Below are 15,715 nucleotides of genomic sequence, written 5' to 3' on the forward strand. Positions count from 1 at the left end.
CGCATGAAGAAAATATTAAAAATCGCAAAACTAGAACTCAGCGTCTTATTCTTTGCACCTGTAGCCTGGCTGGTGCTGGTCATCTTTTTCCTGCAGAGTGGCAACCGCTTTCTCGGCCTGTTTGGCAGTTACCAGGAGGCCATAGCCATGGGCAATCAGGTTAGCGACCTGACTTTCGCTATGTTCCCGGGTACAGGCGGCCTTTTCGAACAAACCTTGCAGAACATCTACTTTTACATCCCTTTACTCAGCATGGGGCTGATGAGCCGGGAAATAAGCAGCGGTTCCATTAAATTATTGCTTTCTTCACCCGTTACCGTTAAAGAGATCATTTTTGGAAAATACCTTGCCATAACCCTATATGGTTTCTTATTGGTCATGATATTGGTGGTATATGCGGTCACAGGTGCGGTCTTGATCCGAAATGCAGATTATGGATTGATCGCATCGGGCCTTCTGGCTTTGTTCCTCCTCATCTGTACCTATGCGGCAATCGGACTTTTTATGTCCAGTCTTACCGGTTACCAGGTGGTTGCAGCGATCAGTACGCTGGCTGTATTTGCAGCATTACAATATGTAGGAAGTGTTGGTCAGGGGATTGATTTTGTAAGGGATTTCACTTATTTTCTTTCCATTTCGGGCAGAACCGACGACCTCTTGAAAGGACTGATCAGCAGCAGGGATGTCATCTATTTTCTCCTGATCATTGGTTTATTTATTTCCTTATCTATCCTGCGTCTGAAGGCGGCCAGATCCCCTCAGTCTGCCGGGATGTTGTTAATGAAATATACGGGCATTATCGTTGCGGTACTTTTGATGATTTATCTCAGCTCGAGGCCACAGTTCATTTGGTACAAAGACCTGACCGCAAATAAAGCCCGCACACTGACGCCCAATAGTCAGGCAGTTGCAAAGCAGATTAAAGGTGATCTGGTCATCACCACTTATGTGAATCTCCTGGATCAAAACGTTTATGCCGGCCTGCCGGTCTCCAGAAATCTGGATATGTCCAGGTTCGATGCTTTCCGCAGGTATATTCCCGGCCTGAAGATGAAGTACGTGTATTATTACGACATCACGGATCTTAAAAACAATAGAAATATGGTCTATCAGGGGGATCTGACGGGTTTTACCGTAAAACAGGTGGCGGAAAAAGTGGCCGATAATATGGGACTGGATGTCAATGACTTCATGTCTCCTGCCGACATCCGTAAGCGCATCGACCTGAGCAGTGAGGACAATAATTTTATTCGCGTTCTGGAATACAAAGGAAGGACGAGCAAGTTGAGGCTGTACGACGAAATGGATGCATTTCCTTCAGAAACAGAGATCACTGCAGCGATAAAACGCCTGATTGTCCCGGCAGCGCAGATTGCAGTCATAACAGGGCACAATGAACGTAGTATTTTGAAAACCGGAGAACGCAATTACGAATCCTTCCTCAACGCAAAAAAAGTAAGGCGCTCGCTGATCAATCAGGGGTTTGATGTTTCTACGATAACCCTGGATTCAAACCCGGTACCAGATCGCCTGAGCCTGCTGATCCTGGCAGACCCTGCTACGGCACTAAAGCCTGCTGAACTCGCCGGATTAAAATCGTATATTGACAATGGAGGCAACCTGATGATCACTACAGAACCCGGACAGCAACAACTGATCAACCCGATATTAAAATGCGTTGATATCCAGTTAAAGGAAGGCGCATTGGTGATGCCGAGTAACGACAATCTGCCGGATCAGGTGATCACAACAACCTTTAAGGAAGGAATGCCGGTGGCGATGCCGGGCGTATCCGCGTTGCAATATGACAACAGTGGAGTTTTCATTGCCGATACCTTACTGATGAGTGCTGCCAATGGCTGGAACAAACAAGGGGAGTTGGCCAAGGGCTCGACTGATATTTCCTACCATCCGGATCTGGGCGATGTCAAAGGAAGCTATCCTACAGCTATAGCGCTCCACCGGAGGGTCAAAGGTAAAGTGCAAAAGATCTTCGTGTCAGGAGATGCCGACTTTATCTCTAATAAAGAGCTGAGCCAGCCAAAAGGAATGAATCAAAGGTTTAGCACTAAGCTGTTCAAATGGTTCGCCAATGGGGAGTTTCCGATAGATACGCGGCGGCCCGAACCTAAAGACAATGAAATTCTGCTTAAAAAAAGACAGATTTCAACTTTAAAATTGGTGTTTACTGGTTTAATTCCTTTATTAATCGGGCTTCTGGGGGCCTACATCATCATCAGCAGGAAAAGAAAATAAATTTCATTCCCATGTACCACTTTGATAGCCACTATATTGTCTAACTATTTAACAAGCTTTTCCAACCACCAACATGACAGCGGAAGAATTACAGCAAATACTAAAAAGGTACAGTGAGGGCAAGGCAACCGAACAGGAAAAAGCATTGCTCGAAAGCTGGTACCTGAATTACAATGGCGACCATTCGGAACAGGCTCAAATGCCAGAGCTGTTGGAGGCGGTGGATAGGGTATGGGCAAGCGTAAATCCGGTGCCGGTAGTGGCGAAACAACTTTCCCTATTTGCAAAACTGAGCATCGCTGCTGCGGTTCTTTTAATTTTGTCTTTTGGTACCTGGTTTATCATGCACAACCAGGAACCGACAGCATTTGAGCTGAGTGCTGCTAATGATATTGAACCGGGACAGAACAGGGCGACACTTACGCTCGCTTCCGGCAGGAAAATCATTTTGGCGGAGACTGCAGCAGGTGAGATTCTCAGGGAACCGGGGCTCAGCATCAGTCATACCAAATCGGGAGAACTGATCTATACTGCAAAGCCAACAGGGAAAAAGGTAGCCAGCGCAGCATGGAATACACTCGAAACCTTTAAAGGGGAACAACATCAGCTGATTCTTCCGGATGGTTCTCATGTATGGCTGAATGCAGCTTCCTCGATTACCTTTCCTGATGCATTTTCAGCCAGGCGTGAAGTTTCGGTCAGCGGTGAAGTGTATTTTGAAGTTGTCCATGACCGAACCCGGCCATTTATTGTAAAAAGTAAAGGGCAGCGGGTCGAGGTATTGGGTACGCATTTTAACCTCAACGTTTATCCGGATGAACCCTCCGCTAAAACAACCTTACTGGAAGGTGCGGTCAGGATTAGTGCTGAAGCCAGCGGTTCCAGTGTGCTGAAACCAGGAGAACAGGCCAGTCTGACCGCCGGAAAGATCGCGGTTGCAAAAGTTTCTACGGATGAAGTTATCGCCTGGAAGAATGGTTATTTCATGTTTGAAAGCGAGGACATTCATGCGGTCATGAGAAAGATATCCAGATGGTATAACGTCGAGGTCGTTTATGAAGGAGAAGTTCCTCAGGATACCTTCGGCGGTACAATTGACCGCTTTGCCAAAGTATCTCAGGTCCTTAAAAAATTAGAGCTGACCGATAAGGTTCATTTCAAAATAGAAGGAAGGAGGATTATCGTTACGAAATAACAAATCTCACGATGATCCATAAAAAAAGGCCAGAAGTGCTTGTAACACAACTGGCCAAATGACTGGATCATTTACATACAATTTGCGATTCTATTCCATAAACCAGACAAACAAACTTAGCCATTATTGCCCGATAAAGCAATATGGATGGCCCTTCATCAGCTACTAAGTTTTTTGTCACAAACCAGATGAAATGTATAAAACCTATACTTATAAACTATTGTTCATGATGCGACTCACCACCGTCATTTTAATAGCAACCATAATGCAAGTCAGTGCTGCCGGCTTTGCCCAGAAGATCACATTGTCTGAAAAGAAGGCCAACCTGAAATCCCTTTTTAAAGAGATTCGCAGGCAAAGCCAATATAATTTCCTGTATACCGATGCGCTGCTGGCCAGTACAAAGCCAATTGACATTAAGGTGAATAACATGGAACTTAAAGAGGTTCTGGACCTGATCTTTCGCGATCAGCCACTTACCTATACGGTGGATGAAAAAACCGTGGTGGTCAGTGCAAGGAAGCAATCGCTGATGGACAAAATTAGTGAATACCTGCGGGCAATCGACCTGAGCGGGCAGGTACACAACGAAGCGGGGTACCCCATGCTTGGGGCCATCGTGCGGGTAGAGGGTACCAAAAAAGCAACAAGCACGGATGTGGAAGGCAGGTTCTTTCTGAAAGATGTCGATCCCCAGGGAAGGCTGATCATATCCTATGTAGGTTATCGGACAGACACGATTGCAATTGCCGGAAAAACGAGGATCAATGTGAAAATGGATCCTCAGCTCAACCAGATTCAGGAAGTTCGTATTGTGTCAACAGGTTACCAGGATTTACCCAGGGAACGTGCAACAGGCTCATTTGAGTCGATCAGTAAAGTTCAGTTACAACACAGTACCGATCCAAACCTGATCCGCAGACTGGAGGGAATCACGACGTCTATGGATTTCAGAAATGACCTCAGACCCATAAATTCCAGTAATCCCAATGCACAACGCTCACCCTTGGTAAACCTCACCATCAGGGGAAAGAATACCCTCAACGAAAATGAAAATGCAGACCTCAACGGGAACTTCAGTGGCCAGGTATTGGTGGTGATCGATGGGATTGCCAGCCCATATTCTATCGACAAGGTAAACCCCAATGATGTGGAAAGCGTTACGATCCTTAAAGATGCCGCTGCTGCTTCGATCTGGGGATCCCGTGCCGCCAATGGGGTGATTGTCATCAAGACAAAAAAAGGAGGATACAACAGCAAATTGAGGGTGTCGCTGAGCAGTAACCTGAACGTCACGGAAAAGATCGACCTGTTTTACAATAAAACGATGCGGATCGGGGATTTTGTAGAGGCGCAGAAATTACAGTTCCTCAATGCCAATAAAGCACTTCCGGCGGTCAGCATCAGCAGTCTGTACGGACAGGAAACGGTTTCGCCCGTGGCGGAGATCCTGGATGCCTGGAAATTTAAAGGGCTGAGTACGGAGCAGGAAGCAATGGCGCAGCTGGAAGCACTTAAAAATAACGACATCAGACGTGACTATACAAAATACTTTTTGCGCAATGCGATGACGCAGAGTCATGCGCTTGCCGTCGATGGTGGCTCGGAAAAATTTAATTACCGTATATCAGGCGGCTACGACAAGTCCATCAACAACACCCGGAATTCGGGACTGAACCGGATCGTGCTGACTTACAGTGCCTCAGCCCGGCCGATCAAAAATCTGGAATTTCAGGGCAATATCAGTTACAATGTTCAAAACAACGAAGAACAAGCAGAGGAAAACCGGATCAGTGGCGTAGCGAACAGCACATTTTTCCCTTATTCCCGCTTGGCGGATGAACAGGGCAAGCCACTTGAGCTGACCAAGACTTACCGGCCTGGTTTCATAGACCTTTTCGAAAGTACTTACACAGGAGGTCAGTTTTTAAGCTGGAGGTATAAACCCCTGGCAGACATTAACGAAGGTTACAATAAACTAAAATCACAGAACCTGAACCTGAATTTTAGCAGTACCTATCAGCTATTGGATGGATTGTCCCTGCAGGCTACTTATAACTACAATACTGGTAGAAATGAGGACAATTCCCTGTACCGGCAGAATTCATTCTATATGCGAAACCTGATCAATTATTTTACCACTTCACAGGCTTCCACAGATCCTAAAACGGGCAACCCGGTAACGCCGTATGTGCGTCAGATCCCTCTGGGTGGACAATACACGACTGGTCTTACCAAATCGAACAACCAAACCCTAAGGGGACAACTAAACCTGAACAAAAGCTGGAACGAAAAGTATGAAATTTCGGCCATTGCCGGTATAGATCTGGCGCAAAACTACAGCATTCTCAAAACGGACGGCTACTATGGCTACAATGAAAGTACACTGAGAAGCGATAACAAGCTGGATTACAAAACAATGATCCCTATTGTTTTTGCGGAAGATTTTAGCGGGTATAACGGGGAGTACATCGCAAACCTGTCGAGGGGTTTTCTGGATAACAAGGTCCGGACTTTCAGCTGGTACGCCAATGCTGCTTATACCTTCAACAGGAGGTATACTTTTTCAGCGAGTGTCAGAAAAGACCTTTCCAGCGAATTTGGCAGGGGGACCAACCAAAAAGGAACGCCTTACTATTCAATTGGTGGAAGCTGGAACATTGCTGCAGAACCTTTTTACCATTCGGAGCTTTTTCCAGTGCTGACTTTCCGCTCTACATTTGGTTATAACGGAAACGTAAACCCATCTATACTGGCCCGCCCACTGATCACTTATTCTGATGTGAATGGCGACAATGACCTGCCTTATGCCTATACCAGTTATGGAACAGGAATCTCCAACAGCAAACTTAGACCGGAGAAAACAGGGATCTGGAACATTGGTTTGGATTTTGGATTGAAAGGAAACAGATTGTCGGGAAGTTTGCAATACTATAACAAAAAGACAACTGACCTGCTGGCCAATGGCGAACTGGATCCAAGTACCGGCTATACCAACATCACGTATAATACCGGGAATCTGCGGGGTTATGGAATAGACCTGAGCCTGAATTCCCTGAATGTGCAAAGCGGACTTTTCAAATGGAACAGCAACGTGTTATTCAGCTACAATAAAGTGAAGGTGACCAAACTTTATGCGGCTACAGCAAGTCTTGCGGGAAGCGTGGTCTCTAACAGCAGTGGGTCCTATAATGAAGGCTATGATCTGTCGCGCGTATTTGGTTACAAATGGGCAGGATTAGACCCTAAAACCGGCGACCCGAGAGGCTATCTTGACGGTGCAATAGTGACCATCGCAGACAATGCGGAAGGAAATGCAGCTTACCAGGGCATTCAAAACGGACCGCTTAGCTCGGTGAAGTACTTCGGTTCGGCAGTACCGGTATATTATGGAGCCATTCGCAATACCTTCAGCTATGGGAACTTTTCGGTTTCCGCAAATCTGATGTACAAATTGGGCTATTACTTCCGGAGACCTACTTCGCAAATGGTAAACTATAGCCAGCTAAACAGCAATATTCCGCTGATTCAGGGTATCGAGTATCAGGACAGGTGGCAAAAGCCCGGTGATGAACTGCATACCAATGTGCCTTCCGCTATTTTTACCTCCAGCAACCAGAACCGCGATAATTTCTACAGGTATGCGGAGATTAATGTGCTTAAAGGAGACCATATCCGCTTGCAGGAACTTAACTTTTCTTACACCATTAAGCCAGGGAAAAGCTGGTTTATTAAAAATCCCCGGATTTCTGCGAACGTCAACAATCTTGGGATCATTTGGAAAGCGAACGATCAGGGCATAGATCCTGAAGTATTCGATTATCCCAATCCAAGATCTTACAGCTTTGGTTTTTCTGCTAACTTTTAACTGTTGAATATCATGAAAATAAACAGACTTATATTTTTGCTCTCTGCGCTTGGTATCCTGGTATCTTCTTGTCAAAAATATGTAGACATTAAGAAAAGTGGGGCACAATCGTTTATAGAGTCAGCGAACGATTGCCAGTTGCTGATGGACAATTATGAATTGTTCAATACCGGATATCCGATAGATGGAGAAGTTTCCGCAGATGATTACTATATGAACGATGCCCGGTTTGGTTCGGACCAGATCAGTATTGAAGACCGGACAATTTATACCTGGCAATCCGGAGCCATCAGAACCGCCGCACAGCAATGGGTAGACATTTACAATAAGATCTATCATGCGAACCTTGTGCTGGAAGCGGTACAGGAACTAAATGGCAAAGAACAACCTGCCGTACTGAACAATTTAAGAGGTAGCGCCTTGTTTCTAAGGGCCTATGCATTTTGGAATCTCGCGCAGTTATATACAAAAACCTATGATGCTGCTACCGCTCAGAGCGATCCCGGAATCCCTATTGACCTTAGTTCAGACATTAATGATGTCCCGGGCAGAGGTACAGTTCAGGAAACTTATAACCGTATTGTTCAGGACCTGACTGAAGCCGCAGGTTTGATGAATCCGGTTTCTTCCCTGGCCTCACGCCCTAACAAAGCGGCGGCACAGGCCATGCTGGCGAGGGTTTACCTCTCAATGAGGGACTATCCGAATGCTTTAAGCAGTGCAAATGCCGCATTGACTTTGCGGAATACGCTGATCAATTTCAATACGCTGGACAAGGAGTCATTTTCACCTTTCAGAAGGTTCAATGAAGAGGTCATTTTTCACTCCACCTTGTACAGTAAAAACGGCTCACTGGAGCCAGGTTATGGCTATGAGGACCTGGCCATCATCAATCCGGTACTGATCTCCTCCTATGCCACTGACGACCTCAGGAAGATCATCCTGGTTAAGGAAAATACAGATGTCCCTGTACCATCAGGAACCTATAGGTTTACCGGGAATTATGAGGGCGCTGTAGGTTCGGCAAAACTTTTTAACGGCCTTGCGGTGGATGAACTGTACCTCATCAGGGCAGAATGTTATGCAAGGGCAGGAAATACGGGCTTAGCGATGGGCGACCTCAATACATTGCTTCGCAGCAGATGGGCCGAAGGTACTTTTACAGACCTGGAGGCCACTAATGCCGATAATGCACTGTCGATCATTCTGACTGAACGACGCAAAGAACTGCTAATGCGTGGACAGCGCTGGACGGACCTGCGCAGGTTAAACAAGGAGCCCAGGTTTGCCACAACCCTGAGCAGGACAGTCCAGGGAATGACACATACACTACCTGCAAATGACCTGAGGTATACCTTACTGATCCCACAGGAAGTGGTCATGAAATCAACGATACCGCAGAATCAACGATAGTTAAGCGATATCATAATTATGATATCGCTGTATAATTTGTATTATTTTATTTAGTGATTTAAGTACTGTAGTTTTGTGCGGTACTTAAATCATCAATAATAGGTTCTTTCTATATATTATTGAGATTCATACCATTCCAGAATATGATCTGCTACTTTTTCCCAGCCTGGCTCTCCGCAAATGAAATGACTTTTGCCTTCAAATATTTTCACATCAACCCGGCTATTTGTATGCTTATATCTTCTGGCGATTGTTTGTGTAAGATTGGGTGGAAAGATATGATCACTACCGCCGCCAACAAATAAAATTGGCGCGTGGGCTTTCTTAAAATCTATATTTGAAAAGGAATTTAAAACTAATTCACGACTAACCTTATAACTTTCAGGTACTGCAAATTTTTCAAAGGCCCTTTCTTTCTCCGTATCAGGTATGGTATTAAAAAATGCATTATTGTACCATTTACGACTACCCATAAAATATTTACTGAAAGAAAAAAAACCAAATGCCGGTAATACGGTCTTAAGCGTTTGAAACGGTGGGAAAACATTTTTCGGCGGCGCCCCGTCAATACTTACTCCGGCCACTGCTTTTTCCATTTCTATCAATTTCAATACAACCATTCCTGCCATCGAATGGCCAATAATTAATGGCTTTTCAGGCAGGGTATCTATTAATTTAGCAATGTTGTTTACAATGTCTATAAATCCTGTTTTAACAAGGGCAGGATGGACTTTTGCTCTCAACTCCGCAGGATTTCCTTCGTGTCCGGGATTCGCAGGAGTATAAACTTTATAGCCTTTTTGTTCATAATAGTGCTTCCAATCTGCCCAACAGTTGTTATTCACAAAATTTCCGTGAATGAGTACGATAGTTTTTGATCTTTCCATGATATTCAATGTTTGAAAATTATAATAACTAAATGTGATGCAATCTTAAGAATTTCTGGCATTAATAGATGCACCCATAAGTACATTGGGATAAAACGTACAAGAATTGGCGTTGTTTGTCAATTGTTGGCCGCTTCAGCGTTGGATAATTTTGAATTGAAAATCAGGAGTAGAAACCAAACCGCACACCATTGTTTAAACATATTTAATTAAAAACGTTATGAACTACAAAATTTTTGGCAAAAAGACAGGGTTAAGGGTTTCTGAAGTAGCACTTGGCACAGGAAATTTCGGCACACAATGGGGGCATGGTGCTGATGAGGCGACCTCAGAAAAAATATTCAACAGATACATAGAGGCTGGCGGGAACTTCATAGATACTGCTGACGGGTATCAAGGTGGTGAGTCTGAAAAAATATTGTCCGGGTTGATCAAGGGGAAAAGACAGGATCTGGTGCTGTCCTCTAAATTTTCGACAGGTGGAAATACCCTTCTAACAACAGGAAATAGCAGGAAAAATATCAGAACTTCTATCGAAGCGAGTTTGAAGCGCCTTAAAACCGATTATTTAGATGTTTACTGGGCACATATTTCCGATGGTCAAACCCCGGTTATAGAAGTAATGAAGAGCCTGGATGACCTTACACGTGAGGGAAAAATTCTTTATGCGGGTTTTTCGAATTTCCCGGCATGGCAAATTGCAAGCGCCGCAACACTAGCTGATTTGAACAATTGGGCTCCGTTAACCGGCATTCAGATCGAATATAATCTGATTGAGCGATCAGCGGATAGAGAGCTACTGCCTATGGCTGAAGCGTTAGGACTTGGTGTCGCATTTTGGTCGCCCTTAGCTGGGGGTACGCTTACGGGAAAATACCGGGCTTCGGTACAGGACAGTGTTTCAAGACAAAAAGCCTGGGGGGGAACACTAGTGAAGGCAGAGCGTAGTGCGAGAGAAACGGCAATTATAGATACACTAGAAGCAATTGCACAAGAAAACGAGGTAAAAACCCTTGATGTGGCATTGGCCTGGTTACGTCAAAAACATGCTCAAACATCTTTGTCTACCATTACAATTCTGGGTCCGAGAACTGAACAACAGTTGGCCGATAACCTCAGTTCACTTGAGGTGAACCTGACAGCAGAACAGATGTATCGCCTGAATGAGATGAGTTCAATTGCACTGGGCTTTCCCCATGAAATCATAGCCGCAACACAGGAGCGTATTTTTGGGGCGGGTTCTTCGCTAATGCAGTTGAAACAACAGGTGTATTAATATTGGGATAAAACGTACAAGGATTGGCGTTGTTTGTCAATTGTTGTACGCTTCGCCATTCGATAATTTTGAATTGAAAGTCAGGAGTAGAAGCATTTAGATAAATTCTTCGCTTAAGAAAAATAACCTCAGGGTATCCTGGGATTTTGAGTTTAAACCTAATACTTAAAATATGAAACGTACAGCAACAGCAGTTTGGCATGGTTCGGGGAAAGATGGTAACGGCCATCTGACCACTCAAAGCACTATATTAGACAAATCACAATACTCATTTAATAGCCGGTTTGCAGAAGGGAAAGGGACCAATCCCGAAGAGTTGCTTGCAGCAGCACATGCAGGTTGTTTTACCATGAAACTGAGTTTTGTACTGGGGGATGCCGGCTTTGTGCCCGACAGCCTGGAAACTACCGCTTATATCAATTTTGAAAATGGTTCTATAACAGCCTCACATCTGGTCGTAAGAGCTAAGATAAAAGGAATTGATCAGGCGCTTTTTGATACAAGTGTCAGGGATGCTGAACTTAATTGTCCTGTCAGCAGAGTACTAAACGCAGAGATTACAGTTGAAAGTTCCCTTGAAAGTTAATGAAACCCGCAAAATGAAAAATCCATTTATCAGACAGTCATTTCTTTTAGTGATACTCGTAGTCGCGAGCCTGGAAAGTTACGGGCAAAAAGCAATATCATCCGAAACCAAATTTGCAGAAGTTGAGGGCAGAAAACTAGCTTATCGATCCATAGGGAAAGGTACTCCTATTATTTTTGTCAACCGGTTCAGAGGAACGCTGGATACCTGGGACCCTCTATTTCTGGATAAAATGGCAGAAAATTTCAATGTGATCACTTTTGAATATACAGGAATTGGCTCCTCTACAGGTACATTACCAACAGATATTGCAATTGTAGCCAAAGATATCAAAGATTTATCCCAGGCTTTAAACCTTAAAAAATTCATTGTTTTGGGATGGTCATACGGAGGATTGGTAGCACAGGCCGCCACCTTGATGTATCCCGATTTGATTACCCATTCTATTTTTATTGGTACCGGCCCTCCCGGAAAAAATGAAGTTCCATTAGAAAAAGCTTTTCTAGATGTCGCTTTAAAACCAATTAACAATTTTGACGATGAGGTTGTACTCTTTTTTGAACCAAAATCCGAGGCCAGCGTTGCAGCGGCAAAAGCCTCACATGGTCGCATTGCAAAAAGAATTGACATCTCAAAAATACCTTCAACAATGGAGGTTTTTAATCTTTATTTTAAAGGTGGCGACGGATTTCGTGAAGACAAATCAAATTTCAGGGAGCAACTGAAAACCACAAAAACTCCAATGCTGATTATATGTGGAGATCATGATATAAGCTTTGCTGTTGAAAATTGGTATCCATTTACAAGACAGCTTAAAAACGCGCAGATGATTACTTTCATGCAGTCGGGGCATGGACCTCAACATCAATATCCGGAACTCTCCGCAAAATACATTACTGATTTTATTAATCTAAGTAAAAAGAACAGTCCTTTCTATTGAAAGGATTGTTCTTTTTTAATCCCAAATTTTTTAATTTTAGAGTTCAACGTTGACACCGGAACGCCTAATATTTCAGCAGCTCCACCCTTGCCATATACTTTTCCCTTGCATTTTTTCAAGACTGATAATATATGGTCGCGCTCATTTTCATCAATAGTTTTAATATAGAGTTCAGCAATTGAAGATCCTGTTTCCGTGCGTTTCAGTACCGGTAAATGAATGTTTTTTATCGTGTCACCATTGCTAAGCAAGACGCTCCTCTCTATGAGGTGCTCCATCTCTCTTACATTTCCCGGCCAGTCATAGGCCATCAGATCCTGTAAAACCTTACTTGAAATGTTCTTTATCGCCCTGCCGGCATTTCTCGAATATTTGGATATAAAATGTGCAGCCAGTACAGGGATGTCTTCTTTACGATCCCTCAAAGGAGGTAGGTTTATTGGAAAAACATTGAGCCGATAGAAAAGGTCCTGGCGAAAGCGTCCTTCATTAACCTCTTTTTCAAGATCTCTGTTTGTGGCAACAATTATCCTTACATCTATTTTAATGGCATTCCTGCCACCAATCCTTTCTATTTCCCTTTCCTGTAAGGCTCTCAAGAGTTTTGACTGAAGTTCAAAGGGAATTTCGCCAATTTCATCCAGAAATAGAGTTCCATGATTAGCCAGTTCAAACTTGCCAATCCTTCTGTCTGTTGCACCGGTAAAACTTCCCCGTTCATGACCAAAAAGTTCACTTTCAATTAAATTAGCTGGTATAGAAGCGCAATTTACCTTTACCATCATTCTATCCTTACGTGGCGAAATGTTGTGAAGTGCCCTTGCAATTAGTTCTTTTCCAGTACCGGTTTCGCCTAAAATCAATACCGTACTATTGGCAAAAGAGACTTGTGACAACAAATGAAACACCTTTTGCATTTCAGTTCCGGTACCAATAATTTCACTATAGTTCCCATCCGTTGATATTTCTTTTTGGAGGTATAGGTTTTCTACTTCAAGCTGTTGTTTGTAGGTATTGATTTCATCAAGCTGTTTTGTTATTTTTTCGTTTGCCAAAACATTTGCTAAAGCTACAGACAATTGATAAGCAATTCCCTGGATAAGATTAAACTGGTGTTTGTTGAAATAATTTTTCTCTTCAGAATGAAGGAAAAAGGCACCCATATTTTCCTTGCCTTCGCGCAAAGCAACACATACCATTTCATTTATACCATTTTCATGTAAGAAAACTGCCCAGCTTGGAGCGGTTTTCTTTTCTAAAACCTGCTGGTAATTCAAAATAACAGGGCCATCAGCAGCCAGAATAACATCGCAGATTCCATCAGAAATTGGATAAACTCCAATTGAATTGGGAAGGCAATCAATATGATTTGCTCGCTCCTCTTCCATATCCAACACAAAGGCACTATAGGTATTGTCCTCTTTGTTCAAAATAATAATTGATGCATCATTATAATGGAAGAGTTTTTTAAACTGATGGGTAAAGATGTTTAGTAAATCTGTCCTATTTCTGATAGAAGCGATGTCATTGCCCAAAGAAAGCATAATCTCTTTTTCCTGCTGTCTTTTAAGGATGTCTTCGTTAGCAATGATATTAGCCAGGGCAATTGATATCTGGGAACACACTCCTTTAAAAACATTGGTCATGATGATATCTGAGCACTTTACCTGCGATGGTTGTATCCATAATATCCCCAGGTCACGCTCTCCTATACGTAAAGCAGCACCAACAATAACTTTAATTCCAAGGGAGTGAAAAAAGCTGATATGGCCAGGAACCTCATCGGTGGCCATTATCGCATCAATATCAAAAATCACGGGTTCATCAGTCTGTAATACCACATCATAAAACCCCTCTTCAAACTTATAATTATTGAACAATTTATCGATAAGTTCAGTCTTTTTGTCGAAAGGGGTATCCTCAGGGTCGAACAGGTATGGGCCATAAGTCATTTCAGCGCCCTGAAGAACCACGATCGTATAATCCAGGATAGAGAATAACTTTTTTAGCTTCTGGTTGATGATCCTTGCCAGATCTTCCTTACTTCTCACCAGTGACATCTCATTACTTAACGAAAGTAATAAGGTTTTCTCAGCTTCCCTTCGCTCAATTTCATCGTTGGCGAGTAGTTTGGCAACGGCTATGGATATCTGATAAGAGATCCTCTGCATAATATGCAACGCGCTTTTGGGAAAAGAAAGGAGTTGTTCTGATAAAAGAACAAAAAGCCCGATCAGCCGGTCACCATCAATCAATTTAATGGCCGAAATTTCCTTGATTCCTGCCTTATGGATAAACGTTGCGGGACTATTTGTATACTTTACCAGGAACTCGACATCAATGATTGTTGGCATGTGGGCATTGGAGAGATCGCTATCCAGAAGCGGATACTCCGCAGACATTGCCGCCTGAAAATCAGGATTTCTCAATCTTTTTTCTTCGACCTCACAAATATATACCTGGTAAACATTTCGATCTTTGTTATAGATCATAACAACTACATCGTTAAAATGGATATATTTTTTCAACGTAGTACTGAAAATTTTTGCAAGGTCCCCCTTGTTCCTTATGGAAGCAATTTCATTACTGATCAGAAGGAGCGCTTCATTTTCCTGCTCTCTTTCCCTTGCAGCCTCTTCTGCTAAAATATTGGTAATGACAAAAGAAATCTGGGGCGCAATTTTTCCTATCAGTTGAAGATGATGGGGTGTAAATGAATATTTTTTTTCTGACCAAAGTGTCAAAATCCCAATAGGATCATCCCCATGGCATAAAGCTATTGATAAACTTTCTACCAGCCCAGCCGCTTTTACAATTGGCATATATGAAGGTGGGGAAAGCCATTTATTTACCTCCTCAATATCAAAGATCAAGGGTGATTTTGCATTCAGAATTGTATCAATAAAGCCGTCATGGATGGGGAGGTCTGTGTTGACTATATTTCGATAAGCAGTATATTCATTACGCCTTTGGTCACTAACCCTAAGAATGGGGTTTAAGGTTTTGTTTGCTTTATCCAGTTTGCAGATAAATATATCATCTGTTGCAAAAAGTTGCTTCAGCTTTGGGTATATAGTTCGAAAAAGATCCTCTTTACTTCGAACCGAAGCAATATCCTTACTTAAAGAAAGTAAAATATCCATTTCTAAAGATTCAATATTGTTGCCGGTTTGTCCAGTTTCGTGTATGTCGGCTGGAACCATAGGTTTTTTTATTTTCTTTGATTTGGACATATTTCAAGATAGTAATTATATGTCTAAATATCGCCAATGCTTTAAATAATTAGCGATATTT

9 protein-coding genes are annotated in these 15,715 nt (G+C 43.0%); 7 read left to right on the forward strand and 2 right to left on the reverse strand.

From position 1 onward, the window contains the following. Positions 1 to 3 precede the first annotated feature (3 nt). From FBD94_RS01135 to FBD94_RS01150, 4 genes are all read left to right on the forward strand, one after another. Positions 4 to 2,256 (forward strand): Gldg family protein, encoded by a 2,253-nt coding sequence (locus tag FBD94_RS01135; protein WP_136878792.1) that lies wholly within the window; start codon positions 4 to 6, stop codon positions 2,254 to 2,256. A 73-nt stretch (positions 2,257 to 2,329) separates the two neighbouring features. Further along, complete coding sequence (locus tag FBD94_RS01140) at positions 2,330 to 3,451, forward strand: FecR family protein (RefSeq protein WP_136878793.1); 1,122 nt, start codon at positions 2,330 to 2,332, stop codon at positions 3,449 to 3,451. Between the two features lie 193 nt (positions 3,452 to 3,644). Continuing rightward, positions 3,645 to 7,319 (forward strand): SusC/RagA family TonB-linked outer membrane protein, encoded by a 3,675-nt coding sequence (locus FBD94_RS01145; protein WP_136878794.1) that lies wholly within the window; start codon positions 3,645 to 3,647, stop codon positions 7,317 to 7,319. A 12-nt stretch (positions 7,320 to 7,331) separates the two neighbouring features. Continuing rightward, the gene (locus tag FBD94_RS01150) at positions 7,332 to 8,732 is read left to right on the forward strand and encodes a RagB/SusD family nutrient uptake outer membrane protein (protein WP_136878795.1); all 1,401 of its coding nucleotides are present in this window, start codon (positions 7,332 to 7,334) and stop codon (positions 8,730 to 8,732) included. 116 nt (positions 8,733 to 8,848) lie between these two features. Here FBD94_RS01150 and FBD94_RS01155 read toward each other — a convergent pair whose 3' ends face one another. Then, a complete protein-coding gene (locus FBD94_RS01155; RefSeq protein WP_136878796.1) occupies positions 8,849 to 9,619 on the reverse strand; it encodes an alpha/beta hydrolase in 771 nt (256 codons plus the stop codon). A gap of 220 nt (positions 9,620 to 9,839) precedes the next feature. On the opposite strand from FBD94_RS01155, the gene FBD94_RS01160 reads away from it, so the two are divergent. The 3 genes from FBD94_RS01160 to FBD94_RS01170 all read left to right on the forward strand — a co-directional run bounded on the left by FBD94_RS01160 (position 9,840) and on the right by FBD94_RS01170 (position 12,421). Next, entirely contained in the window at positions 9,840 to 10,895 is a 1,056-nt protein-coding gene (locus tag FBD94_RS01160) for an aldo/keto reductase (protein WP_136878797.1), read from the forward strand. Between the two features lie 172 nt (positions 10,896 to 11,067). Continuing rightward, positions 11,068 to 11,481: an OsmC family protein gene (locus FBD94_RS01165; protein ID WP_136878798.1), complete on the forward strand. Its 414-nt coding sequence runs from the start codon at positions 11,068 to 11,070 to the stop codon at positions 11,479 to 11,481. A 13-nt stretch (positions 11,482 to 11,494) separates the two neighbouring features. Then, positions 11,495 to 12,421, forward strand: a complete 927-nt coding sequence (locus FBD94_RS01170) for an alpha/beta fold hydrolase (protein ID WP_136878799.1) — start codon at positions 11,495 to 11,497, stop codon at positions 12,419 to 12,421. Here the strand turns inward: FBD94_RS01170 and FBD94_RS01175 are convergent. Next, entirely contained in the window at positions 12,415 to 15,654 is a 3,240-nt protein-coding gene (locus FBD94_RS01175) for a sigma 54-interacting transcriptional regulator (RefSeq protein ID WP_136878800.1), read from the reverse strand. The genes FBD94_RS01170 and FBD94_RS01175 overlap by 7 nt on opposite strands. Positions 15,655 to 15,715 lie beyond the last annotated feature (61 nt).

It is taken from the genome of Pedobacter hiemivivus (genome assembly GCF_005144565.1).
Classification (GTDB): domain Bacteria; phylum Bacteroidota; class Bacteroidia; order Sphingobacteriales; family Sphingobacteriaceae; genus Pedobacter; species Pedobacter hiemivivus.

Bases quoted from the DNA above. Each gene is read 5' to 3' on its own strand.
- FBD94_RS01135 (WP_136878792.1), top strand. From the start codon at position 4: ATGAAGAAAATATTAAAAATCGCAAAACTAGAACTCAGCGTCTTATTC.
- FBD94_RS01140 (WP_136878793.1), top strand. From the start codon at position 2,330: ATGACAGCGGAAGAATTACAGCAAATACTAAAAAGGTACAGTGAGGGC.
- FBD94_RS01145 (WP_136878794.1), top strand. From the start codon at position 3,645: ATGTATAAAACCTATACTTATAAACTATTGTTCATGATGCGACTCACC.
- FBD94_RS01150 (WP_136878795.1), top strand. From the start codon at position 7,332: ATGAAAATAAACAGACTTATATTTTTGCTCTCTGCGCTTGGTATCCTG.
- FBD94_RS01155 (WP_136878796.1), bottom strand. From the start codon at position 9,619: ATGGAAAGATCAAAAACTATCGTACTCATTCACGGAAATTTTGTGAAT.
- FBD94_RS01160 (WP_136878797.1), top strand. From the start codon at position 9,840: ATGAACTACAAAATTTTTGGCAAAAAGACAGGGTTAAGGGTTTCTGAA.
- FBD94_RS01165 (WP_136878798.1), top strand. From the start codon at position 11,068: ATGAAACGTACAGCAACAGCAGTTTGGCATGGTTCGGGGAAAGATGGT.
- FBD94_RS01170 (WP_136878799.1), top strand. From the start codon at position 11,495: ATGAAAAATCCATTTATCAGACAGTCATTTCTTTTAGTGATACTCGTA.
- FBD94_RS01175 (WP_136878800.1), bottom strand. From the start codon at position 15,654: ATGTCCAAATCAAAGAAAATAAAAAAACCTATGGTTCCAGCCGACATA.